The organism is Trabulsiella odontotermitis (genome assembly GCF_030053895.1).
GTDB classification, from domain to species: Bacteria; Pseudomonadota; Gammaproteobacteria; order Enterobacterales; family Enterobacteriaceae; genus Trabulsiella; species Trabulsiella odontotermitis_C.
Map to the genome: position 1 here is coordinate 3,329,148 of NZ_CP125781.1, position 22,732 is coordinate 3,351,879.

The 22,732-nt window shown below is 50.4% G+C and carries 22 protein-coding genes and 4 pseudogenes; 14 read left to right on the top strand and 12 right to left on the bottom strand.

The features are described from left to right. Positions 1 to 48 precede the first annotated feature (48 nt). On the top strand, positions 49 to 588 hold the full coding sequence (gene cueP, locus QMG90_RS15720) for a copper-binding periplasmic metallochaperone CueP (RefSeq protein ID WP_283280563.1): 540 nt from the start codon (positions 49 to 51) through the stop codon (positions 586 to 588). Positions 589 to 884: 296 nt separating this feature from the next. Here cueP and QMG90_RS15725 read toward each other — a convergent pair. Continuing rightward, positions 885 to 1,292 (bottom strand): annotated as a pseudogene (locus tag QMG90_RS15725) (helix-turn-helix transcriptional regulator); the annotation flags it as partial. Here QMG90_RS15725 and QMG90_RS15730 point away from each other — a divergent pair. The 7 genes and pseudogenes from QMG90_RS15730 to QMG90_RS15760 form a co-directional block, all read left to right on the top strand. Continuing rightward, positions 1,293 to 1,601: pseudogene (locus QMG90_RS15730) on the top strand (transposase); the annotation flags it as partial. A gap of 438 nt (positions 1,602 to 2,039) precedes the next feature. Further along, a pseudogene (locus QMG90_RS15735) lies at positions 2,040 to 2,141 on the top strand (conserved phage C-terminal domain-containing protein); the annotation flags it as partial. 528 nt (positions 2,142 to 2,669) lie between these two features. After that, positions 2,670 to 2,855 (top strand): con-10 family general stress protein, encoded by a 186-nt coding sequence (locus QMG90_RS15740; RefSeq protein WP_004150795.1) that lies wholly within the window; start codon positions 2,670 to 2,672, stop codon positions 2,853 to 2,855. Positions 2,856 to 2,939: 84 nt separating this feature from the next. Further along, complete coding sequence (locus tag QMG90_RS15745) at positions 2,940 to 3,434, top strand: YciE/YciF ferroxidase family protein (protein ID WP_283280564.1); 495 nt, start codon at positions 2,940 to 2,942, stop codon at positions 3,432 to 3,434. A gap of 20 nt (positions 3,435 to 3,454) precedes the next feature. Further along, a pseudogene (locus tag QMG90_RS15750) lies at positions 3,455 to 3,657 on the top strand (hypothetical protein). A gap of 25 nt (positions 3,658 to 3,682) precedes the next feature. Continuing rightward, positions 3,683 to 4,189: a ferritin-like domain-containing protein gene (locus QMG90_RS15755; RefSeq protein WP_283280565.1), complete on the top strand. Its 507-nt coding sequence runs from the start codon at positions 3,683 to 3,685 to the stop codon at positions 4,187 to 4,189. An 18-nt stretch (positions 4,190 to 4,207) separates the two neighbouring features. Continuing rightward, on the top strand, positions 4,208 to 5,080 hold the full coding sequence (locus tag QMG90_RS15760; RefSeq protein ID WP_283280566.1) for a manganese catalase family protein: 873 nt from the start codon (positions 4,208 to 4,210) through the stop codon (positions 5,078 to 5,080). A gap of 369 nt (positions 5,081 to 5,449) precedes the next feature. On the opposite strand, the gene QMG90_RS15765 is transcribed toward QMG90_RS15760, so the two are convergent. Beyond that, positions 5,450 to 6,016, bottom strand: a complete 567-nt coding sequence (locus QMG90_RS15765) for a DUF4142 domain-containing protein (protein ID WP_283280567.1) — start codon at positions 6,014 to 6,016, stop codon at positions 5,450 to 5,452. A gap of 346 nt (positions 6,017 to 6,362) precedes the next feature. Here QMG90_RS15765 and QMG90_RS15770 point away from each other — a divergent pair, with 346 nt between their 5' ends. Continuing rightward, complete coding sequence (locus QMG90_RS15770; RefSeq protein WP_283280568.1) at positions 6,363 to 6,509, top strand: hypothetical protein; 147 nt, start codon at positions 6,363 to 6,365, stop codon at positions 6,507 to 6,509. A gap of 316 nt (positions 6,510 to 6,825) precedes the next feature. Then, the gene (gene oqxR / locus QMG90_RS15775) at positions 6,826 to 7,305 is read left to right on the top strand and encodes an efflux pump transcriptional repressor OqxR (RefSeq protein WP_283280570.1); all 480 of its coding nucleotides are present in this window, start codon (positions 6,826 to 6,828) and stop codon (positions 7,303 to 7,305) included. A gap of 64 nt (positions 7,306 to 7,369) precedes the next feature. On the opposite strand, the gene oqxB is transcribed toward oqxR, so the two are convergent. Then, positions 7,370 to 10,522 (bottom strand): multidrug efflux RND transporter permease subunit OqxB, encoded by a 3,153-nt coding sequence (gene oqxB / locus QMG90_RS15780; protein WP_283280571.1) that lies wholly within the window; start codon positions 10,520 to 10,522, stop codon positions 7,370 to 7,372. 23 nt (positions 10,523 to 10,545) lie between these two features. Next, complete coding sequence (gene oqxA, locus QMG90_RS15785; RefSeq protein ID WP_283280572.1) at positions 10,546 to 11,721, bottom strand: multidrug efflux RND transporter periplasmic adaptor subunit OqxA; 1,176 nt, start codon at positions 11,719 to 11,721, stop codon at positions 10,546 to 10,548. Between the two features lie 334 nt (positions 11,722 to 12,055). Here oqxA and QMG90_RS15790 point away from each other — a divergent pair, with 334 nt between their 5' ends. After that, positions 12,056 to 12,418, top strand: a complete 363-nt coding sequence (locus QMG90_RS15790; RefSeq protein ID WP_283280573.1) for a helix-turn-helix domain-containing protein — start codon at positions 12,056 to 12,058, stop codon at positions 12,416 to 12,418. Between the two features lie 256 nt (positions 12,419 to 12,674). Here QMG90_RS15790 and QMG90_RS15795 read toward each other — a convergent pair whose 3' ends face one another. From QMG90_RS15795 to QMG90_RS15830, 8 genes are all read right to left on the bottom strand, one after another. Next, complete coding sequence (locus QMG90_RS15795) at positions 12,675 to 14,606, bottom strand: BglG family transcription antiterminator (protein ID WP_283280574.1); 1,932 nt, start codon at positions 14,604 to 14,606, stop codon at positions 12,675 to 12,677. 2 nt (positions 14,607 to 14,608) lie between these two features. Then, positions 14,609 to 15,535 carry a DMT family transporter gene (locus tag QMG90_RS15800; RefSeq protein WP_283280576.1) on the bottom strand — a complete coding sequence of 309 codons (927 nt, stop codon included), beginning with the start codon at positions 15,533 to 15,535 and terminating at the stop codon, positions 14,609 to 14,611. A 2-nt stretch (positions 15,536 to 15,537) separates the two neighbouring features. Next, positions 15,538 to 16,980, bottom strand: coding sequence for a glycoside hydrolase family 1 protein (locus tag QMG90_RS15805; RefSeq protein WP_283280577.1), 1,443 nt, complete (start codon positions 16,978 to 16,980; stop codon positions 15,538 to 15,540). A 53-nt stretch (positions 16,981 to 17,033) separates the two neighbouring features. Continuing rightward, complete coding sequence (locus QMG90_RS15810) at positions 17,034 to 18,254, bottom strand: PTS sugar transporter subunit IIC (RefSeq protein ID WP_283280578.1); 1,221 nt, start codon at positions 18,252 to 18,254, stop codon at positions 17,034 to 17,036. 15 nt (positions 18,255 to 18,269) lie between these two features. Beyond that, on the bottom strand, positions 18,270 to 18,587 hold the full coding sequence (locus QMG90_RS15815; RefSeq protein ID WP_283280579.1) for a PTS sugar transporter subunit IIB: 318 nt from the start codon (positions 18,585 to 18,587) through the stop codon (positions 18,270 to 18,272). Between the two features lie 188 nt (positions 18,588 to 18,775). Further along, positions 18,776 to 19,507, bottom strand: a complete 732-nt coding sequence (locus QMG90_RS15820) for a phosphoenolpyruvate-utilizing N-terminal domain-containing protein (RefSeq protein WP_283280580.1) — start codon at positions 19,505 to 19,507, stop codon at positions 18,776 to 18,778. A gap of 18 nt (positions 19,508 to 19,525) precedes the next feature. Continuing rightward, on the bottom strand, positions 19,526 to 19,783 hold the full coding sequence (locus tag QMG90_RS15825; RefSeq protein ID WP_283280581.1) for an HPr family phosphocarrier protein: 258 nt from the start codon (positions 19,781 to 19,783) through the stop codon (positions 19,526 to 19,528). Between the two features lie 46 nt (positions 19,784 to 19,829). Then, entirely contained in the window at positions 19,830 to 20,177 is a 348-nt protein-coding gene (locus QMG90_RS15830) for a PTS sugar transporter subunit IIA (RefSeq protein WP_283280582.1), read from the bottom strand. A gap of 260 nt (positions 20,178 to 20,437) precedes the next feature. Between QMG90_RS15830 and QMG90_RS15835 the strand changes: the two genes are divergently transcribed. From QMG90_RS15835 to argE, 3 genes are read left to right on the top strand one after another with little or no spacing between them, the layout of a single operon-like run. Then, positions 20,438 to 20,860 (top strand): RidA family protein, encoded by a 423-nt coding sequence (locus tag QMG90_RS15835; RefSeq protein ID WP_283280583.1) that lies wholly within the window; start codon positions 20,438 to 20,440, stop codon positions 20,858 to 20,860. Between the two features lie 16 nt (positions 20,861 to 20,876). Next, positions 20,877 to 21,551, top strand: coding sequence for a DUF1028 domain-containing protein (locus QMG90_RS15840; RefSeq protein WP_283280584.1), 675 nt, complete (start codon positions 20,877 to 20,879; stop codon positions 21,549 to 21,551). An 18-nt stretch (positions 21,552 to 21,569) separates the two neighbouring features. Then, entirely contained in the window at positions 21,570 to 22,724 is a 1,155-nt protein-coding gene (gene argE / locus QMG90_RS15845) for an acetylornithine deacetylase (RefSeq protein ID WP_283280585.1), read from the top strand. Positions 22,725 to 22,732: the final 8 nt, after the last annotated feature.

The following is a 22,732-nucleotide window of genomic DNA, read 5'->3' on the forward strand; positions in this document are numbered from 1 at the left end:
GGGGAAGCTTTATAATCAAATACACTTATTTCATGTGGAATTAAAATCATGTCTACGCCATCACAATTAGTGTTATTAAGTCTGCTTGTCAGCAGTACCGCCTTCGCCGCCACGCCAGAATCAGAGTTCCTCGCTTCACACGGGCTGGCGGGTAAATCCGTTGAGCAAATCATCGAAACCATTGATCAGACACCGCAAAACCGCCCGCTCCCCTATTCCGCCTCTGTCACCAGTACCACCCTTAAGCTGTCCGATGGCGGGCAAACCTATATGCTCCCGCTGGGTGAAAAGTTTTATCTCTCAGCGGCACCTTATGAAAACCAGACTCACCCTTGTTTTAATCACAGTCTTTCCGGTTGTCAGGGCGAAATGCCCAATGCCACGTTTGATGTAAAAGTGACTGACAATAAGGGAAATACGGTTATTCAGAAAAAGATGACCAGCCACCAGAACGGTTTTATTGGCCTGTGGTTACCGCGCAATATGGAAGGTTCAATTGAAGTGAGTTATAACGGCAAAAAGGCTGTTCACCCTATTACAACCAAAGATGACAGCCAGACGTGCCTGACGGAATTGCAATTGCAGTGAGTATCAGTGACGCCATGCGGTGCTCGGTAACTACCCGTACCGGCAAGCGCCCATTCTTCATTGATTTCATGCCTGATAATTTTCGTCATAACGCATCCCTGTAGTGTGTGCTCTATGACCTTGTTGATTATAAGGTTTTACGCAATCACTATAGTCAGCGCGAAACGGTGAGTACATTTTTGTTACGGGTAAAGTGGTTGGGTGAGTGTATTTTCGACTATTTGCTTCGTTATCCGGGCGCGTCTTTCCACGTCAAACCTGCTCACCGATTTAAGCGGATATAAAATACGCTACCTCTAAGCATAGGGATGTGGTTTGTTGGTAGCCGTTGAAGAAGGGTAGGTTTGAGAAATTGTATTCTGGCGTCTAAAAACTCCCGGTGAAATTCCTACGTATTTATTGAATGCCACGTTGAATGCACTTGCTGATTGATAACCTATCTGGAATGCAATCTGTTCGATTTTATCATTGCTACTCATCAGTGCTTTTTTCGCTAACGACATGCGCCAGAAGAGTAGGTATTTCAGTGGAGACATACCGACTGTCTCATTGAATACAGCAAAAAAAGATGAACGAGACATTGCGCAGTGGCTGGCGAGTTGGGCTATTTTCCAGTCAAAATCCGGCTTTTCATGAATGAGATGCAGTGCTAATGCGATCCTTTCGTGTTGTAGTCCTTGTAAGATGCCTGCCTTTTTTGACAGCGCTCCAGATGCACTACATCAAAACGCGATCCAAGGTGTATACGGCGTTGGGTTCATTAAGCTGAAATGGAAGAAATGCATGCGAGGCTTGAGTCATTTCCTCAGGCGGTGGTCATGCGAAAGCAAACGGTAGAACATCCGTTTGGGACAATTAAAATGTGGATGGGTGCAACGCACTTCCTGATGCGGAAATTTAAAAACGTCAGTACGGAAATCAGTCTACATATATTGGCTTATAACCTGAAAAGGGTGCTATCGATATGGGGTACTGCAGGATTGATAATTCAGCTGCAGGAACAATACGGCTAACGGTTCCAGCCGTTTTATCCTCCAGTAACAACAGAGATCAGGTTCTTCTCCGCAATAAAAACTTCTGAGTCATCCGAATAAAATCACAGATTACCTCGTCAACTTAAACGACATTCTTAAAACACAGATGAGAAATATTGTTTGGCTAATTGAAGCTATGAGTTTTCACACAGCTTGCGCTCAGAGCGGACCTTCGAAGACATGTTTTGGTTTTCCATAATCAACCCGCCCTAATCATGTCACTGGAGCCTGAACACCTCCGGTGACTTCTGCACTTTGAGGGGACTCAAAGTGCAAACGACAATCAGAACGCATTCCCACCAGTCACAGATGCACCTGCGATTTTTTGCTTTCAGCGTTTTATTTCTGCGGAGGTGAAGCGTGAAGCCTCAACGCCGGTGCAAAATCTGTAGCCATAAATTCGTTCCCGCTTTCGATAAAGGGTACAGCGTCGACGACCTGAAGCTGGTTATCGACCTGGATCACGAGCACTGGCATGACAATGACGAGCAGTATCAGAACATGCGTCCTGAGACACTGTTGGCCCGGTAGACACGACGATTCCGAAGGGATTCAGAGATAAATATTTATTGCAGTTCTCTTGTCGGGGAGCAAGTAATGGCTATTTTTTGGAGGATTTAAGAAAAAGAGGCTATGAGAAGTCAGATATGACTTTCATAGCAATGAAGCCGCAGAAAAATGACTGTTAAGCATAAAAATAGAAATGAGAATTATCTTAATGATATATTTCCAATGTAATCTCAATGACGTCAGGAATGTAAGAAACCGTAAACGCTAAAAGTCACTGAATCTAAGATGAATATGGTTTCGCTATTTTGTGGAACTCCTTCTTTCTATTGTAAAAGTGCTTGTTTTCAAAGCTATTATTATTCCTTTTAATATGTAATCGAAACGGTGATTCTCGCAGAAAATTTAGATTATTAAAAAATGTTTATCGTGTTTATTATTTGACGCCAGAGAAATAACAGCTAAATTTAATTCCTGAACGACAACGGATACGTGCAAATACGTATCTTACTGACATAAACGCAACAAGAGGGTTGAAATATGGCAGAACATCGTGGTGGTTCCGGTAATTTCGCTGAAGACCGAGAAAAAGCTTCTGAAGCTGGACGCAAAGGCGGTCAGCACAGCGGCGGTAATTTTAAAAATGATCCGCAACGTGCATCCGAAGCAGGTAAAAAAGGTGGTCAGAACAGCCATGGTGGTGGCCGTAAGTCAGATAATTCCTGACCTCTTTTTCAATGTCGTAAATATTAATGAGAGCATTGCGGGCCTTCGGGTCCGCATTATTTCCCAGCAAAAGGATACACAGTAATGAAAATGAATAATATTGAGGATGTTTTTATTCATCTGCTATCAGACACCTATAGCGCCGAAAAACAATTAACACGTGCTCTTGCCAAACTAGCCCGCTCTGCAGCTAGTGAGGAACTGAGTGCGGCGTTTAATGCTCACCTGGAGGAGACCCAGGGGCAGATTGAACGTATAGATCAGATTGTTGAACAGGAAGAGAACATTAAAATTAAGCGGATGAAATGTGTAGCAATGGAAGGCCTCATTGAAGAAGCCAAGGAAGTGATTGAAAGTACAGAAAAGAATGAAGTTCGTGATGCGGCACTCATTGCTGCTGCTCAGAAAGTTGAGCATTATGAAATTGCCAGCTATGGTACCCTCGCCACCCTGGCAGAGCAACTTGGATATAAAAGCGCCCTCAAGCTACTTACCGAAACTCTGGAAGAAGAAAAAAATACCGATCTTAAACTTACAGATCTGGCGACCAGTAATATTAATCAAAGTGCGGAACGCTAAACTTAATTAAAGATATCAAAATGAGCATCAGCCCGAAAGTGGTTAAACGATGCCATCTTACTGCGGCAATTATCTGGTGCGGACCGCTATTCCTTCAGTTATATGGTGGAAGGAAAGTGTGCTTTGGGTCATTATTATTAGCATTTATGCCAATATAGTCGGACATCTGTCAGGCTATAGTGCCGCACGAGCTGACCAGACTGCTGAAGACGAAGCGAAATAGCATTCTAATAGATGAGGAATTCATTATGAATCACGTAGAACATTATCATGACTGGCTACGCGATGCCCATGCGATGGAAAAACAAGCCGAGTCAATGCTTAACTCTATGGCCAGTCGTATCGATAACTATCCAGACTTGCGTGCAAGAATTGAGCAGCATATTAATGAAACGCAGCATCAAATTTCTGTACTCGAAGAGATACTTGAACGAAATAGTATTTCGAACTCCGTTGTAAAAGATTCAATGAGTAAGATGGCAGCGTTAGGACAGTCTATTGGTGGCATGTTTACTCCGGACGAAATTGTTAAAGGGTCAATTAGCGGCTACGTTTTCGAACAATTTGAAATTGCCTGCTACACCTCTCTGCTGGCGGCCGCGAAAAAAGCGGGAGATAACGCCTCAATTCCTGCGATTGAGGGCATTCTGAAGGAAGAGTATGAAATGGCCGACTGGCTTATTCGCCATATTCCTGAAACAACAGAACAATTCCTGCTTCGTTCCGACATGGATGGCGTGGAAGCTAAAAAATAAACTGAGAGGGGTGACAATATGTTCCGACACGTTAAGCAACTTCAATATACCGTCCGTGTCTCTGAGCCCAATCCTGGACTGGCAAATCTCCTTCTGGAGCAATTCGGTGGGCCGCAAGGGGAACTTGCCGCGGCGTGCCGTTATTTTACTCAGGGTCTGAGTGATGAAGATGCCGGCCGAAAAGATATGCTGTTAGACATTGCAACGGAAGAGCTAAGTCACCTTGAAATTATTGGGACGGTGGTCGGTATGCTCAATAAAGGGGCAAAAGGCGAACTGGCAGAGGGCACAGAAAATGAAGCGGAAATGTACCGTTCACTGACCGCAAATGGCAATGACAGTCACATTACCTCTTTACTTTATGGTGGCGGTCCATCGCTTACCAATTCTGCCGGTGTTCCCTGGACTGCGGCCTACATAGATACCATCGGTGAACCTACCGCCGATTTACGTTCTAATATAGCTGCCGAAGCAAGGGCAAAAATCATCTATGAACGCCTGATAAACGTCACAGATGATCCCGGCGTAAAAGATGCGCTAGCATTCCTGATGACGCGTGAAGCTGCACATCAGCTCTCGTTCGAGAAAGCGCTGCAATCTATCAGAAACAATTATCCGCCTGGCAAATTACCACCGATCATCCAGTACACAGATAAGTACTACAGCATGTCCGAAGGGGGTGAGGTTCGAGGGAGCTGGAACAGCGATAAGAATTTTGACTATATCGATAATCCTCAACCTGCTGTTGATGGCGGAGATGGAAGCGCGAGCGTTAAATTAACGCCGAAACAGCAGGCGCTGGTTAAGGCCATGGCCGAGCGGACGCAATCCTCGACTGAGGGAAATCCTCTTACCGGCGCTGAGCTCGGTGCAGGGAAGAAGAAAGTGTAATCATCAGGCAGCGTTTTTCATCCTCAAGCCCCGCCTTAACGGACGGGGCTTTTCTATGCCGACGCGAATTGTGTTGGTCAAATACGAGCACAGTAAAGGGAAGGAGATAGAAGTTATGGCAAAAAATTTGATGTGTTTTCTACGCTTGCTGAGGATAGGTGGCAGTCTGCTTTGCGTCAGTTTTTATCGTCGACACAAGAGTGAGTGTTAGCTTGCGACTGCCTGTAGACGGGCACCGATCGGCACACTTACGGAAAGGGCTTCCCCGGCTCTTCAACGTTCAACAACCACACTCCCGCGTGACTGTCTGCGACGCTTTTAACCAGGGTAGTCCAGGTCGAAGGATCGTATGCCCACTGAATAATTTATTTACTTATCTGTTGGCATCGCAATTTGCTGGGCGGACTTCAGGTGCTGCTCAACGACTGGCGTATGCGCGTCGGCCAGAGCCTTCACATCTGGATCCTTGATTTCCCTGGAGTCACTTTGCAGCGTCGACAGCACCATTTTGTGGTCTTTGGTACCGGCGTTTTCCATATACATTTTGTCAAATGCGTCGCCACTTTGTTTTTCCAGCTTAGCGGCTATGGCCTTGTGCTTAGCGTCCGGCTCAGTCGGCAGTGCCACGCCCTTTTGCTGGGCGACCGTCTGTACTTTGGTCAAAGCATCGCCGTGATCTTTGACCATTTGTTGAGCGAAGGCTTTGACTTCGCTGCTTTGGGCCTTGCTCTGCGCGATCCTGGCGGCGGCGATTTCATTGATATTGGCCTGAGCCATATCCTTCAACGCTTTTTCGTCGCCGGTGTTAAGCCTGGCGATCGTTTCGGTCTGGCCTGTGGCACTCACCGGCGTCTGGGCTTGCACGCTTACAGTGCTGAACAATGCTGCTATCGCCGATAAGGTGATCATTCCTACCAAGGTTTTACTCTTTTGCATATTGTTCTCCTGCTGGTCATAGGTAAGGTTGGTGTGAGGTAATTAATCGTGCGCAGCCTCGTATGAAAATGACAACTGCAATGGTGAGTATAGTGGCTCAACGATTTTAGGCGGCTGTTAAGGCATATTCACCAGGAAAGACAGTTGGAAATGACAGAAGCAAAGCAGCGGAAAATGCATTGTCTCGAATCCAGGAACTCCCCCTCTGATTCGTACCACCCCCGAAACGGATACGATCCGGCATAACCACAAAAAGAAAATGGATGCTAATCCATCCGTTTTTCATCGCATTGCGGCGCATTGTCATCACTAAAATGAAGAGGTTAACTCACTGAAAGAATAGAAAATGGCTATTCAAGAAATTGGAAATTGCCTCACTATGGAGCAACAGGATTTCAAAAATCTGATGGCAAAAGCTACCGATACCGCAGGCGCTTCGCCAAAAGCGCAAGCGTCAGCCAGTAGCAATGGCGCGACGGGATGGCTGGCATAGACGATGCTAAAAAAGCCAGTCATCGCGACTGGCTTTTTCTTACTGTGCCCACCAGGTTCTTGTTCTGCCCTCCCTGAAGTCTCTGGATAATATATGGCGATTCGATCAGCATTTATCCGCAATATTTTTATTCGTCGCCATGTTGAGATACACAATGATTAAACAGCGGGAAGCGCGCGGGAAACTCTATTTTTGCGTGTCAGGTCAATCGTAGACTGCTTCAAAAAAATTCCCGTATTTGTTATATTGTGCTTAATGATTACTCACCTCTGCGGTGCCAAAAAGAACAAGATTCACCGCAACCCAGGACAATAAAATGTTAGATTACCGCTTCCCGACAGCTTTGCAGATGGTTCTCAGCGTAGCGATGGCGGAGCAATTGGGTGAACGTTCGACGAGTGCGATTCTGGCCTACGGTCTGGAAGCGAATCCGAGCTTAATCCGCAAATTGATGGTTCCACTCACGCGTGATGGCATTATCGTCTCAACGCTTGGCCGCAACGGTTCTATTCATCTTGGTCGTCCGGCGGAAAAGATCACCCTGCGCGATATCTACGTTTCCGTAATAGAAGATAAAAAACTGTGGGCGTCGCGTCCCGACATACCTGCTCGCTGTGTGGTCAGCGCCAACGCGTGCTGGTACTTCAAATCTATCACTGATGAAGCGGAGCAGGCTTCGTTAGAGGTATTAGCTCGTCATACCGTGGCAAGCGCGCTGGAAGAGGTCAAAAAAGCCGATACCAGTGGGTGCGATCCGCTACCTGAAATTGATGCCCTGTATAAAAAAGCGAATTAATTATTTTCTTATTGTCAAAAAAACCGCCTTCACAGTGAAGGCGGTTTTTTGTTATCTGCGACAACTACGCAGGCAAAACGTCTCTTGCCGGTTTGCCGCGCGTCACGAATTTACGCAACGTAACGTAAAACACCGGTGTCAGAAACAGACCAAACAGCGTCACGCCCAGCATCCCGGAAAACACCGTGATCCCGGTGACGCCGCGCACTTCTGCACCCGCGCCATGACCGAGGATCAGCGGGATCGTCCCGGCAATAAAAGCGATGGAGGTCATAATAATCGGGCGTAAACGCAGACGGCAAGCGGCCAGCGCCGCTTCCATGATACCTTTCCCCTGAATTTCCAGCTCGCGGGCAAACTCAACGATCAGAATCGCGTTTTTACAAGCCAGCCCCATCAGTACGACCAGACCCACCTGCACGAACACGTTGTTATCGCCACCGGTCAGCCAGACGCCAAACAGCGCGGACAGCATCGTCATCGGGACGATAAGGATCACCGCCAGTGGTAACGTCCAGCTTTCATACAGCGCCGCCAGCACCAGGAACGCCAGCAGAACCGCGACCGGGAAGACGATCAGCGCTGTATTACCCTGAGTGGCCTGCTGGAAGCTCAGGTCCGTCCATTCAATATTCATCCCATTCGGCAGTATCTGCTTAGACATCTCATCCAGTTGCGTCATCGCCTGCGAGGAAGAGAGTATGCGCGGATCCGCATCGCCAATGAGATCCGCCGCCGGATAACCATTGTAGCGAATCACTGGATCCGGCCCGTACGTGGTACTGATATTCACCATACTGCCGATCGGCACCATTTCGCCCTGATTATTACGGGTGCGCAAATTAGCAATATCTTCTACGCTGTCGCGGAACGGACCGTCAGCCTGCGCCATCACGCGCCAGGTACGTCCGAACTGGTTAAAATCATTCACATAAGACGATCCCAGATAGGTTTGCAGCGTACCGAAAAGATCGGTCAGCGACACGCCCTGTGCTTTTGCCTTATCACGATCGACCTGCACATCCAGTTGCGGAACGTTAGCCTGGTAGGTTGAGATGGGGAAATGCATCCCCGGCGTCTGCATAATCGCACCAGACATTGTGTTCACCGCGTTTTGCAGCGCGCCATAGCCAAGACCAGCGCGATCCTGAATGTACAGCGAATAGCCAGAACCCTGACCCAGCCCTAAAATCGGTGGCGGCAAAATGGAGAAGCCAAAGCCCTGCTGGATTTGGGCGATCTTAGCGTTGATCTCCGCGTTAATTTCCGCAGCAGAATGTTTACGCTGGTCGAACGGTTTCAGGCCAAAAAAGACCGTCCCGGTATTCGGCGTGTTGGTGAACTGCAGCGCATTAAGCCCAGGAAAAGCTACCGCGTAATCCACACCTTCAGTATTCATCCCGATTTCGCTCATTTTGCGGATCACCGCATCGGTACGTGCCAGCGAAGCGCCTTCCGGCATTTTCACGCCACCAATCAAATACAGCTTATCCTGTGTAGGAATAAACCCGCCGGGCACGGCTTTGAACATGACGCCAGCGGCACAGAGCAGCAGCACATAAACAGCAAACACCGCACCACGTCGTCCGAGCGTTTTACCAACCAGCCCCTGATAGCGGCTCGAGCTATGGTGGAAAAAGCGGTTAAACGGACGGAAAAGCCAACCGAACAGACGATCAATAAGCCTGGTAGGAAAGTCTTTTGGTGCACCGTGCGGCTTTAACAACATGGCAGCCAGAGCCGGAGAAAGTGTCAGCGAGTTGATAGCGGAGATCACCGTTGAAATCGCGATAGTCACCGCAAACTGTTTGTAGAACTGGCCGGTGACCCCGGAGAGAAACGCCATCGGTACGAACACCGCGCACAGCACCAGCGCAATAGCGATAATCGGCCCGGAAACTTCACGCATCGCCTGATGCGCCGCCGCAAGGGGAGCAAGCCCCTCTTCGATATTTCGCTCAACGTTTTCCACCACCACGATAGCGTCATCCACAACGATACCGATAGCCAGGACCAGCCCGAACAAACTCAGGGTATTCAATGAAAAACCAAGCAGGTAGAGAATGCTGAACGTTCCCACGACCGATACCGGCACCGCGATCAGCGGAATAATCGACGCGCGCCAGGTTTGCAGAAACAGGATCACCACCAGTACAACCAGCACTACCGCTTCCAGCAGCGTTTGCACGACCGCGCGAATGGAATCGCGAACGAAAACCGTCGGATCGTAAGGTGCCGCCCATTTCATATCTTCCGGGAAACGGGTGGACAGTTCGTCCATTTTGGCGCGCACCGCGTTAGACAAATCAATGGCGTTCGCCCCCGGAGACTGGAAGATACCAATCCCGACTGCGTCTTTATTATTCAGCTGAGAGCGCAGCGCATAGCTGCCAGAACCCATTTCTATCCGCGCCACGTCGCGCAGGCGTACCAGCGAACCGTCTTGCGCCGTTTTCAGAATAATATTGCCAAACTCTTCTTCCGTATGCAGACGCCCCTGGGCGTTAATGGAGATCAGGAAATCGCTCTCTTTCGGCAGCGGCTCGGCGCCAAGTTGCCCGGCGGAAACCTGTACGTTTTGCTCCTGCATCGCCGTCACCACATCCGAAGCAGTTAACCCGCGCGCCGCCACCTTATTGGGATCCAGCCAGATACGCATAGCGTATTCACCCGAGCCAAAAATCTGAATCTGGCCGACGCCGGGCAGACGCGCCAGTTCATCCTTCACTTTTAGCGTGGCGTAGTTACGCATATACAATGAATCGTATTTACCGCCAGGCGAGAACAGATGCACTACCAGCGTGAGCGTCGGCGATTGCTTCTGGGTGGTGATGCCCAGACGCCGCACATCTTCCGGCAGACGCGCTTCAGCCTGTGATACCCGGTTTTGTACCTGAACCTGCGCCTGATCGGGATCTGTACCCGGACGGAAAGTGACGGTGGTCACCAGTACGCCATCAGAGCCTGCGACGGATTTCATGTACATCATGTTTTCAACGCCGTTGATCGCTTCTTCCAGCGGCGTCGCCACGGTCTCTGCAATCACTTTCGGGTTAGCACCTGGATACTCCGCGCGCACCTGCACGCTTGGCGGTACGACGTCAGGATATTCGCTGACCGGCAACAGTGGGATGGCGATTAATCCTGTGGTAAAAATGAGTATCGACAGCACCGCAGCGAAAATCGGCCTGTCGATAAAAAAGCGGGAAAAGTCCATGTGTCGGATTCTCAGGTAAGGGATCAGTTGGGGGCGGTGCTGACGGTCATGGCAACGGTTTTCGCGTTAACCGGCATGCCCGGCATAAACACTTTTTGTAAACCATCGACGATGACTCTGTCGCCAGGGTTCAACCCCTGCTGAACGATGCGTAAACCGGCAGCCAGACGCCCCGGCGTAATATCGCGACGCTGTGCTTTACCCTCTTTATCAACGACATAAACATATTTGCGATCCTGATCGGTCAGCACGGCTTTGTCGTCGATAAGCGTGGCTTTGAATTCAGCGCTGCCCGGCAGACGTACGCGGGCAAAGAGTCCCGGCGTGAACTGACGCTGTGCGTTATCCAGCAGCGCGCGCATACGGATCGTACCGGTACTCGGCGTTAACTGATTATCAAGAAAATCCACTTTGCCCTGATGGGGGTAGCCATCTTCGCCAACCAGGCCAATCTCAACCGGTAGCGCCAGGTGATTACTGGACGCCCCCTGCCCGCTGCGGGCGAGATTTTGATAGTGAAGGTAGGTCGACTCATCCACGTCAAAGTAGACGTAAACCGTCTTCTGCGATATCACCGTGGTGAGCACGCTGGCGCTGTCACCCGCGGTAACCAGATTACCGCTGGTGATCAACGCACGGCTGGCACGACCATCGATAGGCGCGGTCACTTTGGTGAAATCCAGGTTAAGTTGCGCGGCGTCAACCGCCGCCTGCGCTGCGCGAATGTCAGCCTGTGCCTGGGTGGCGGCCGAACGGCGCTGCTCCCATTCTTCACGGGATACCACGTTGGTGTGGATTAATTTATCGGTACGGTTAGCCTCACTTCGCGCCAGGCTGGCCTGTGTTTTGGCTCTCGCCAACGTTGCCTGCGCCTGTTCCAGTGCGGCGCGGTAGGTTCTGTCATCAATAGTGAACAGCACCTCGCCCTTTTTCACTTCCTGACCGTCGGTGTAATTCACTTTATCAATGTAGCCGGAGACGCGGGGGCGGAGCTGAACACTTTCCACCGCTTCAATCCGACCGTTAAAGCTGTCCCACTGACTAATGGATTTCACGACCACATCAGCGGCGCTGACGGCGGGGGCTTGTGGCGCGGCGTTTTGCGCGACACCGTCATCGCACCCGACGAGCAGTACGGAGAGTAACATCGCTCCCAGTACATGCAGAGGAAAGTTAACCCAAGGTTTTTGCAGGCTCATTATTTTTATTCCGGTAATTGTAGCCGCCGGGCAAGACGCTGCGGGAGACGCCGCGCCACTTCCTTTGTCCGGGCTGGCTTCAGGCCATTTGTGCCGTTCATCGCCACAAAACTGTAACAATTTCGAATACACTATCGCGGCGATTGTAGGAAGGCGCTAAATTAAGTGCAAGAATAATTAATACACTTTATGTGCTATTTCAGGCAGAGGCATTAGACGCATTACCGGCAAGGACTTAAATGCAACAATAAAACTTGCAATTAATGCAAAAACGGGCCACCTTTAAATGCAACAGACAAAGATGCTTTTAATACCCTGCGTGGGGGGAAACGAGATGAACACGGGTGCATTTATTCACGATTTACTCGACTGGATCGACAACAACCTTGAAAGCCGTCTGGACATTGACACTGTTTCCAGGCGAGCCGGCTATTCGAAATGGCACCTCCAGCGGATATTCAAAGAACATACGGGTTATCCTCTCGCCGAGTATATTCGTACGCAAAAGCTGCAAAAATCGGTTGAGTGCTTAACCCACAGCGACGAACCGATTTTGAACGTGGCGATCGCATTGGGCTTTGACTCCCAGCAGTCCTTCAACCGCAGCTTCAAGCGTCAGTATGGCCAGGCCCCCGGCGCATGGCGTCGCAGTATCGTCTGCCCTGAAACGCAGCCATTACGCCAGCCATCAACCTAGTGCGTCGTGTTTTTTGCAGCGACCCGTTCAGGATGAAGTCGTCGGCCTGGCAAATGCAGCTATCAGTTTTGGAATCAGCACATGGTGACTTACGCATGTTTTTTATTGCCTATCATCATATTTTTCAACTCTTCAACTGATAGCACTTTACTCCCGCGATGGAGATCAGCTCCTCGCTCATTCCTTTCATACTCCTCGGAAGCATAGACACCACACCCACCAGGAGCCGATCCCCTCTCACCATCAGAACACAGACCTAAAAGCATTCGATAATGGTAGAGACAAAATCCTGCCAGGTCCGGCATTCGCTGGCTTTTTTTAGGTTGGGTGGCTCAAGCAATAAAACGATCAGGTTATCAAAAATGTCGTAAAACAGTGCCCGTTCGGCCTGATTAATGGAAAACAGCAGCACCACATTGACCATATTATTCCCCCAGGGGAATGTTTTTTCGCTGATGACGACGCACAACCCGGTTTTCTTCGCATTCATTTTCATCGAGTGTGGGACGGCAATATTGCCAAAGGTGGTGGAATAACTGCGTTCGCGCTCGAAGACATCCCCGACAAAAGCGGCGTCCACATAGCCGTGACGGTGCAGTGCCTCAGCCATGAAAGGGATAGCCTCGTTTTCATCCGCCAGTTGCGGATTAAAGAAGAACAAATCTTCATTGGAGATTAACTGCAAGTTCTCCAGCAACCGGGCTCGTTTCTTTTTCTGCCTTACCCGTTCCATTTTATATTGCAACGCGGAGACATCGCGGTCGGTCAGGAACGGATTGATATACACCCATTCCATCATGGTTTGTGGGATCCGTAATGTGGAAATAAGGAAATCTGGGGTCGACAGGTTTATAAACTCCTCGTAAGAGGTAACGATGGCCCTGATGATAAGTTGCTGGCCGAACAGACTATCGATTTGCGAGATGAGCCGGTTGGTATGGTTATGATAGTGTGGCACGAGGAGCACACAACTCACTTTATTCTGCTCGGCAATCTGATTCCCCAGGATGCTGCCGATATGCAGTGCGATATAGGCGATTTCATGCTCATCCACCGTAAAGCCGGTGGACTGCCGGATCTTTTCGGAAATAGCCACCGCACATTCAAAAATTAACGGGCAGGACGTTTTGATATGTTCAGTCAGCGGATTACGAGTAACGTGCCCGTGCTGTAAACGCACTAACAGATTCTTAATATGGATAGTGAAGCGAATCAGAAACTGTTTGCTGTCGCCATCAATAAAATCATAACGCTGCATTTCTTTACGTAAAACCCCGACCAGCTCCATGCATTTTTTACCCGCCAGTTCTTCAATATTTCCGGCATGGATTTCATCCATATCAACTCTGATCAGGCTGCTCAGCAGCACTACGGTTAACGCTTCGGCTTCGAGCTCGTTATAGATCACATCGAAATGTCGCTCAATATCATGAATGACTTTGCGGGCGAGCGTCGTTTCATGTTCGTCATATTTTCGAACGCCGGAAGCGTCGTGCGTAGCCCCGTTTTTATGGTAAGTATGATCGTTGCGGATCCTGTCGATACTGATGACTACATCCAGTACCAGGCTCAACAACGCATATTCGTTAATAAAATAGTGCCAGGCTTTGCAGGACTCCACCAGAATGGAAACGAGGTGGTCGATATCATATTGCGGAAATATCCGGCCGATTTCTGCGAGACTGAGTATATTCGCGCTGAATTCCGCATACAGCAGGCTGGAAAACATGCGTCGCTTATCGCGCTCCAGCCCTTCGATATCCAGGCAATCATTAGTGACGGTGAGGTAAAGATTGAAATCCTTTAGTTTTTTCCGCACCAACAATAAATCTTTCTTAACGGTTTCATAGCTGACGCACAGAATATCGCTAAGGCCATACAGATCGGGGAGCTGGCTCGTGGGTTGGCGGCTGTTGAGTAACTGAGTCAATAGGTAATGGACCCGCTCTTCCGGCGTCTGGGGCATTTTATGCACCTGGCTGGAGAGCACTGACATGGCGCGCGCTTTATCCACCACGTAGCCGCGATGTGAAGACTGAATAAGCCCGGGCTCGCTGGTGTTGATCTCGGCAATGTAGTTCTTCACGCTACGATCGCTGACGGCCATATTCATCGCCAGCACCTGAGCAGTCAACGCGTCGGTGCTGTCGAGAAACAGTCGCAACAGTTTCATATGCTTGTTTTGCATTATTACTCCTTCTTCTGGCCTGGCCTGATGCAACCCGAAACCAGCGGTACGCGTTTTTGCGCAGCGCCCGGACGGTTCATCACCAGTAACCCGCTGATGACGAGCAGGATACCCAGGCAGGCCCACACGCCTGGCGTCTCATGAAAAACGGCCATTCCCAACAGCGTCGCTACTACCGGCTCGACCGAGGCCATCATTGCCGCTTTGCTTGCGTCACCCAGACTCACTGCCCGCGTATAAAGCAGATAAGGCAAAGCCGTATTCAGGATACCTATAACCACCACCCACAACAGCGCGCCGGGCCCGGCGCGTAACACGCTCAGGCCATGAGGAATATTCACTGCCATTACCGCGGCGGCGGCACCAAACAACAAACTCCAGGCGGTAACCGTTAAGGCATCGCAGCGTTGCGTCTGTATCTTTGCCAGTACGGCATACAACGCATACAGTAATGCAGCAAGCAAGGCAAAACCAATCCCCCGCCAGGAGTAGTGCAACGTGGCGGGAAACAAGCCTGCGGCCAGACTGCAGCCGCAAAACGTAAGCGCCAGCGCGAGGAGCTTATGTCGCGTTAGCGGTTCATTGAACATCACCACCGACAGCAACATAACGATCGCCGGAGACGTATAGATAAGTACAGCCGTCAGCGACAGGGAGACCTCCTGCACTGACAACACATAGCACAGCGAGAAAAGGAACAGGCAACCTGCCCCCATCGCCACCAGCCAAGGTAACTGCTGCAGGCTGATGCGCATACCGGTCGGGCGACGAAGCGCAATCGCGCTCATTACGCCTGCTGCAACCAGCAGGCGTAAAGCACCGATTTCTGCCGCATCGAAGCCATACGCGCCGAGATAGCGCATCACCAGTCCCGAAGTCCCCCAGCAGATCCCGCTGGCCATCGCCAGCAGGGCGGTTTTGTCAGCCACGATCAGAGTTCTTCCCCATGACTGGCGATGACCCGCTGATACCAGCCATAACTTTTCTTACGGCTGCGCGCCCCGCTTCCCTGTCCATAGTCGTCGAGATCCACGTAAATAAACCCATAACGTTTGCTCATTTCAGACGACGAACAACTGACGATATCGATAGGCCCCCACGGGAAGTAACCGATGACGTCGACGCCATCGCGAACCGCTTCCTTCACCTGCGCCAGATGCGAACGCATATAATCGATGCGGTAATCGTCCTGAACCTCTCCGTTTGCCTCTTTTTTGTCGAACGCGCCAATGCCATTTTCCGCGATCATGATCGGAACCTGATAGCGATCCCAGTACAAATTCAGCTTGGTGCGTAAGCCAACAGGATCAATACCCCATCCCCAGTCACTTGCCTTGATGTGTGGGTTGGCATACGAGGTTTTGTGTTTTAACACGCTTTCGGCATCGCTGATCCGGGTGTAATAGTAAGAAATAGCCATAAAATCAGCGGTATTAAGTAATGCTTCCTCATCGCCCGGGTAAAACTGCAATTGGATATCATGCTCGGCGAAATAGCGGAACGCATAGCCCGGGTAGCGCCCGCGCAGCAGAACATCGCCATAAAAATATTCCATCTGGTTGCGGCGCACGGTCGCCAGCACATCATCAGGTTTACAGGTGGCAGGATAGCTAATGCCATCGGCGAACATCATGCCAATACGGAATTGCGGATTAATGCGCCGCGCAATCGCTGTGGCTTTCGCGCAGGCGACCATCTCATTATGCACACCCTGATATTTCGCTTCGGCCAGATTGCCGACTTTATCTTCTGCAATACCCAGGTGGTTAAACGATTCATGAATAATCAGGTTGATTTGATTGACGATAATCCAGTACTTCACCTTGTGCTGATAGCGGGTGAATACCGTCTCACAATAACGAACGAAGAAATCGACCAGCTCACGTGAATACCAGCCGCTATACGCGGTGGTCAGATGTAGTGGCATTTCATAATGGGAGAGCGTGATCACCGGCTCCATGCCATTAGCGATAATTTCATCAATCAGATTGTCATAAAAGCGCAGTCCGGCTTCATTCGGCTCCCTCTCGTCACCGTTCGGGTAGATACGGGACCAGTTGATGGAAGTACGAAACGCGTTCATGCCGGTCTCGGCTAATAATTTCAAATCTTCTTTGTAGGTATGGTAAAAATCAATGGCATTGCGCTTAGGATAGATGCCTTGCGTGTCCTGCATGGCTGACAGAATATCCTGAGTGGTAATCTCTTCATTGTATTTTTTATCCAGCGCAATATCGTTACGGAAAAGATTAATATCCGCGACACACCAGCCTTTGCCATCTTCTTGCCAGGCGCCTTCACACTGGTTAGCAGCAACGGCGCCACCCCATAAAAATGTATCGGGGAAGCCGTCAGGAATACGTTTATGAGTCAAAATAGATTACTCCTTTCATTTCGTGGCCCGCAGGCCACGTGTAGGGGATACATTCAGGCAGTGGCAGATTCTGCAGCAACCTGCTGCCTTTCATACATTTTGAAAAAGGGATACCAGATGAGCGTGCTGACCGTGGCGACAACGGCCAGCAGAATCAGGCCATTCAGATCCTGCGATACAATCCAGGTCGAAATCGGGAACGGGCAATACCACATGTCGAATACGGCGGCAGGAATATTGACCACGCCCATGCTCAGCACCACATACGTGATTAACGGTAAAATAATGCCCTGCAACCACAGCGGTACCATTAAGATGGGGTTCCATGCCACAGCGCCAAAAATAACCGGTTCATTAATATTAAAAATGCCAGGTACCAACGATGCCGAGCCCAGCGCTTTCAGCCGGCGGGATTTGGATCTCACCAGCATAATGACCAGCGGCAGTGTGGCGCCAATACCACCAATCGCCACCCACCCGGAATAAAGTACTTCTGCGGTGACGATATTTTTCGCCACACCACCCGCGGCAACCGCCGCCATATTTGCAGTAATACCCGCGAGGAAAATCGGCTTGGTGATGGGGAAAAGTACCCATCCACTGATCCCCATCGAGTAAAGAAATACGCCAAGGAAAGTGATGAGCAGAAAGCCGGGTAACGTCTGAGCGAAACTGGTGATCGGCATGAAAATGTTAATCAGGATCTGGTAGAGATCCAGCTTGAAAATATAGACGGCAAGCCAGCCAGTAGCGGTCACGACCAGGATAGGGATGATGGCGTCAAACCAGACCCGGACAAAATCCGGAATAGCGCTGTCCTGTTTAAAAAAGGAATATTTACCGGCGATACCCATAATAAAGGCAACATAGATCCCGGCGATAATGGCGACAAACATCCCACCCGCGCCAAAATACTTAAATTGCAGAACAGGGACTTCCTGTAATTTCACGATAATCATGAATAAAGCGATACCGGACATCCCAGCAATCAGACGCATTTTATTGATTTTCTTTTTTTCCATATAATTAAATGGAATCAAAAAAGCGATAAATATCGAAATTAACCCCATGGTATAGCTGGAAAGTGTCGAAAGATTAGGGAACCACGGAAGAAAATTTTTCAGGATCGATAATACCGTGACCAGTGAGCCAACCAGGATCATCGGCAACACCTGCATGATCGAATCTTTCAGCGTCAGTACCCAAACGTTGCGGTTGATTCTGTTCATTGGCGGTGCGAAATGCACCTCCATCCAGTCAATAAATTTCTGCATGATGGCCAGCTCCGCTTAATTCTTATTTAATTCAGCCAGAAGATGATCCAGCGCCTGGGCTCCATCAAGGAGCGAGTAATAGGATTTTTCCATCAGGATAACTTTGATGTTCATCGCTTCCACTTTTTCTTCCAGTTCTGGAATCAAATATTTCAGGTGGGGCCCGACCATCAGACAATCTATTTCCTGGAGGTAGCTTTCCACTTCAGCTTCGCTGCGGGCAACGATGTTACAATCAAGCCCACGTTTCGCCGCTTCTTTACGTATATTGGCTGCAAGAAATCCACTGGATGCCCCGGAGCCGCAGATCAACAAGATATTTAGCTTTTTCATTTACATGTGGACCTTTATATTAATGTGTGTTTGTAGGGTGATTTTATATTGCTGTCCCTGCCATTGAATCGCAAATACACCGTTTCACCACCGAAGTGAAAATCTTTACTGATGCGATGAATCGGAAAAAATTAAGTGATCATCATCACAGCAAAAATAGCGATTTATTTCCCCTGGTGTTATTGAATTTACTTATCGTGATAACGCTGACGCGTTTCGCTGTCTGGCGACAAATAAAGATGCCCGGTTGCGCTATCGACGAGCGCTTCCAGCCCTTCCCACTCATCTGGCAAAGCAGGGATATTCAGGCCCATAATCGCCGGAATACCCATCGCTCTCGCCAGGATCGCGCTATGAGAAATGCTCGAGCCCTGACGGGTCACGATGGCGACGATGCGTTGCCTGTCGAGCTGTACGGTTTCGCTGGGCGTTATCTCTTCAGCCAACAGAATGGTGTTGCTTGCGTATGCGGGTTGCGCCGCGCGTGGATGCCCGCAGAGAAGCGTAATGAGTCTTCCGGCCACATCCCGGATGTCTACTGCCCGGGCCTGAAAATAGGTATCTTCCATCGCCGCCATCTGAGCGGCGAACAGTTCGCTCGTCTGTTTGACTGCCCAGGCCGCACTGGCATGCTCGCGGCTGATTGCATCACGAATTTCCTGTTGAAAATCATCGTCCTGCAGCATCAACTGATGAGCGGAGAACAGTTGGGCGGTTTCTTCTCCCGTATCGTCCCGTATGCTGTCTTCCAGCGCCTGCAACTGCGATAATGCGACGTCACAGGCCTGTTCAAACCGTTGCAACTCCTGCGCGGAATCAACGATGCGTTGTGGGTCAATATTCCATATGGCCGGATGCCAGATCCCGATATGCCCCAGGGCGATACCCGGGGAGGCAATGGTGCCTTCGACTATTTGCATAATTTTTCCTCGCTAACGTTAAAGGTGCTGACGGAAAAAGTCATGCAGCGCAGCGATGGCCTGCTGCTCATCATCTCCGCTGGCGCAAATGGTCACCGTATCGCCGCATTTCACATTCATCCCCATGACGGTGAAGATCTTTTTCAGGCTGGCCTGTTTGTCGTTTCTGGCAATTTGCAGCTCAGAGCGATAGCTCATGGCTAAACGAACCAGCAATCCTGCCGGGCGGGCATGAATACCGAGGTCGTCACGGATAGTGTATTGAAATTGTTCCATTGAAAGATCCTGAGTTTTTGATAAGGAACGTAGGGCTGCACCACTATTAATTCTGCTGTTCGAGATTGCTTAAACGTTTATCCAGCATATGGAAGATTTTTAACAGGTGGCGGCTCATCAGCAGCTCACTGTTAATTGTCATTAGCGTATCCTGAGCATGATTAAATAATAATGAGGGGGGGAAAACGTCGCCGTGAATTTCGCTCTGAACAATATCCGTCTGATTACTGTGGGCAATGGTTATTTTCTTTTGTGCCTGACTAATCTTTTCACCTGCCTCAGTGAAATGGTTTTGTTCGATGGCTAATAATGCATCCGTGATTAATGCCCGGGCATCCCCGGCCTCCATGATAATATTCATTGCCACGCTATTGATCTGTTCGCTTTTATCCATTGGTTATCTCGCTATGCAGTTAATTTTTCCGTTCCGTCCTACCGTAGACGGAGGAAATGGAGTCTGTTTCTGTCATAGATATACTTGAGCACAGGGGAGAAATCGGGACAAATAAATAATTTCCCACCCGAGGGGAAAACCGTCAGCGTTATGCTGAGGGTTCACATTTTCTAAACTAGCGCCTCGGATTATGTTGTTTTGTGTGTTACCCATGGAAAAGGTATACCTTGCAGGAAGGTTCCTTTAACAGGCAGGCAAACATGAGCACACATACCCGCATTCGCAAATTCAATACGAAAGAAACATACCCGAATCAGTCACTGGATAACGATCTTTGTCAGGCCGTTCGTGCCGGCAACACCGTTTATGTTCGTGGTCAGATTGGGACTGACTTCGAAGGCAATCTGGTAGGGCTTGGCGATCCGGCGGCGCAAGCCGAACAGGCAATGAAGAACGTCAAACAACTGCTCGAAGAGGCAGGCAGCGATCTGTCTCATATCGTTAAAACGACCACCTATATCATCGACCCCCGCTATCGCGAGCCGGTTTATCAGGTTGTTGGCAAATGGCTGAAAGGCGTATATCCGATCTCAACCGGGCTGGTGATTTCCGGGCTTGGTCAGCCGCAGTGGCTGATGGAAATTGATGTTATCGCTGTGATCCCGGACGACTGGCAATCGTAAACAGGAGTATAAAATCATGACGTTATCGATTGTCGGGCGCTGCGCGCAGACCGGCCAGATGGGTATTGCTATCAGCTCTTCCAGCATCGCGGTGGGCGCGCGCTGCCCCTGGTTGCGCAGCAACGTGGGTGCGGTATCTACCCAGAACATCACATTACCGGCGCTGGGACCGCGCATTCTTGATCGGTTACAGCAGGGCGACGCCATTGAAGCCGCGCTGAAGGCTGGGCTCGGCACGGATGACTATCACATGTACCGGCAGGTCACCGTTCTCACAACCGACGGAAAAAGCGCGTTTTACAGCGGCGAAAAAACGCTGGGCATCAACCACGCCCTGAGCGGTGAAAATTGCGTGGCGGCGGGGAATATGCTCGCGAATCAGGAGGTTATTGTTGCGATGGTAAATGCCTTCGAACAACAGTCAGGGCATCTTGCTGACAGGCTCATTGCCGCACTGCAGGCAGGACTGAAAGCTGGAGGGGAAGCGGGCCCGGTGCATTCGGCAGCCCTGTCGATTGTGGATTCTCCCGTCTGGCCGATCGTTGATTTACGCGTCGACTGGACCGATGCCGATCCAGCTGATGAACTCAGCAAACTCTGGCAAGCCTATAAACCGCAGATGCAGGACTATATCACCCGGGCACTCGATCCCCGCAGTGCGCCGGGTTACGGCGTCCCGGGCGACGAATAACCGCAAGGAGAGCTGATAATGACCAGCCGCAAACTGCTGGAACAACTGGTGGCCTTTGACACCACCAGCCGCGAATCTAACCTGGCGCTGATCGATTTTGTCAGCCGCTACTTAACGGAACTCGGCGTCAGCTGCGAACGGGTTTATAACGCCGAACGCAGCAAGGCCAATCTTTATGCGCGGCTTGGCCCGGCGGGTAGCGGCGGCGTGATGCTTTCCGGTCACAGCGATGTGGTACCGGTTGACGGGCAGAACTGGAGCGTCCCCCCTTTTGCGCTGACTGAGCGTGAGGGCAAACTCTACGGTCGTGGCACCGCGGACATGAAAGGTTTTATCGCCTGCATGCTGGCGGCGGTGCCGCATTTTCTTGCGCAGCCACTGGCACAACCGCTGCATCTGGCGATTTCTTATGATGAAGAAGTGGGTTGTCTTGGCGTGCGCACCTTGCTGGACGTGCTCTCCGCTCGCCCGGAAAAACCCGATATCTGCATCATTGGCGAACCCACCGAATTGCAGCCTGTGCTTGGCCACAAAGGCAAGATCGGCGTTCGGTGTGAAGTTCAGGGTGCGGCCTGCCATTCGGCCTGGGCACCGCAGGGTGTTAATGCCATCGAATATGCTGCCAAGCTTATCCATCATCTTACAGTGACAGGCCAGCGACTGGCCGCGCCACAGTATCACGATGCACGTTTTGACCCGCCATTTACCACCGTGCAGACCGGCGTGATTCAGGGCGGTCGGGCACTGAATATCGTGCCTGCCGAATGTGCGTTTGATTTCGAAGTGCGCACCCTGCTGCAGGATGACGCGCAGGAAGTGGTTCGGGATCTGGAGCGTTACGCCCGGCACGAGCTGCTGCCGCAAATGCACGCCGTGAATCGCGACACCGCGATCCGTTTTTATCCCATCAGCAGTTACCCCGGTTTGTACACTGCGGAACAAAGCGCCGCCGCGCGATTGCTTGCCCATCTCACCGGTTCGGACGCGTTCAGCACCGTCGCATTCGGGACTGAAGGGGGATTGTTCAGTCAGATCGGTATCCCCAGCGTGGTATGCGGACCGGGCAGTATCGCGCAGGGCCATAAACCCGATGAGTTCATCACTGTCGAGCAGTTGGATGCCTGCGATGCCCTGCTGCGCCGCCTTGCCGCATGGATGTGCCAGCCAGCATGAAACCCCGG

Coding starts and splice junctions, on each gene's coding strand:
- QMG90_RS15740 (WP_004150795.1), top strand. CDS start 2,670: ATGGCAGAACATCGTGGTGGTTCCGGTAATTTCGCTGAAGACCGAGAA.
- QMG90_RS15795 (WP_283280574.1), bottom strand. CDS start 14,606: ATGCAAAACAAGCATATGAAACTGTTGCGACTGTTTCTCGACAGCACC.
- QMG90_RS15835 (WP_283280583.1), top strand. CDS start 20,438: ATGAGCACACATACCCGCATTCGCAAATTCAATACGAAAGAAACATAC.
- QMG90_RS15790 (WP_283280573.1), top strand. CDS start 12,056: ATGAACACGGGTGCATTTATTCACGATTTACTCGACTGGATCGACAAC.
- oqxB (WP_283280571.1), bottom strand. CDS start 10,522: ATGGACTTTTCCCGCTTTTTTATCGACAGGCCGATTTTCGCTGCGGTG.
- QMG90_RS15810 (WP_283280578.1), bottom strand. CDS start 18,254: ATGCAGAAATTTATTGACTGGATGGAGGTGCATTTCGCACCGCCAATG.
- QMG90_RS15820 (WP_283280580.1), bottom strand. CDS start 19,507: ATGCAAATAGTCGAAGGCACCATTGCCTCCCCGGGTATCGCCCTGGGG.
- QMG90_RS15770 (WP_283280568.1), top strand. CDS start 6,363: ATGGCTATTCAAGAAATTGGAAATTGCCTCACTATGGAGCAACAGGAT.
- QMG90_RS15830 (WP_283280582.1), bottom strand. CDS start 20,177: ATGGATAAAAGCGAACAGATCAATAGCGTGGCAATGAATATTATCATG.
- QMG90_RS15815 (WP_283280579.1), bottom strand. CDS start 18,587: ATGAAAAAGCTAAATATCTTGTTGATCTGCGGCTCCGGGGCATCCAGT.
- QMG90_RS15840 (WP_283280584.1), top strand. CDS start 20,877: ATGACGTTATCGATTGTCGGGCGCTGCGCGCAGACCGGCCAGATGGGT.
- QMG90_RS15825 (WP_283280581.1), bottom strand. CDS start 19,783: ATGGAACAATTTCAATACACTATCCGTGACGACCTCGGTATTCATGCC.
- argE (WP_283280585.1), top strand. CDS start 21,570: ATGACCAGCCGCAAACTGCTGGAACAACTGGTGGCCTTTGACACCACC.
- cueP (WP_283280563.1), top strand. CDS start 49: ATGTCTACGCCATCACAATTAGTGTTATTAAGTCTGCTTGTCAGCAGT.
- QMG90_RS15745 (WP_283280564.1), top strand. CDS start 2,940: ATGAAAATGAATAATATTGAGGATGTTTTTATTCATCTGCTATCAGAC.
- oqxR (WP_283280570.1), top strand. CDS start 6,826: ATGTTAGATTACCGCTTCCCGACAGCTTTGCAGATGGTTCTCAGCGTA.
- QMG90_RS15755 (WP_283280565.1), top strand. CDS start 3,683: ATGAATCACGTAGAACATTATCATGACTGGCTACGCGATGCCCATGCG.
- oqxA (WP_283280572.1), bottom strand. CDS start 11,721: ATGAGCCTGCAAAAACCTTGGGTTAACTTTCCTCTGCATGTACTGGGA.
- QMG90_RS15765 (WP_283280567.1), bottom strand. CDS start 6,016: ATGCAAAAGAGTAAAACCTTGGTAGGAATGATCACCTTATCGGCGATA.
- QMG90_RS15760 (WP_283280566.1), top strand. CDS start 4,208: ATGTTCCGACACGTTAAGCAACTTCAATATACCGTCCGTGTCTCTGAG.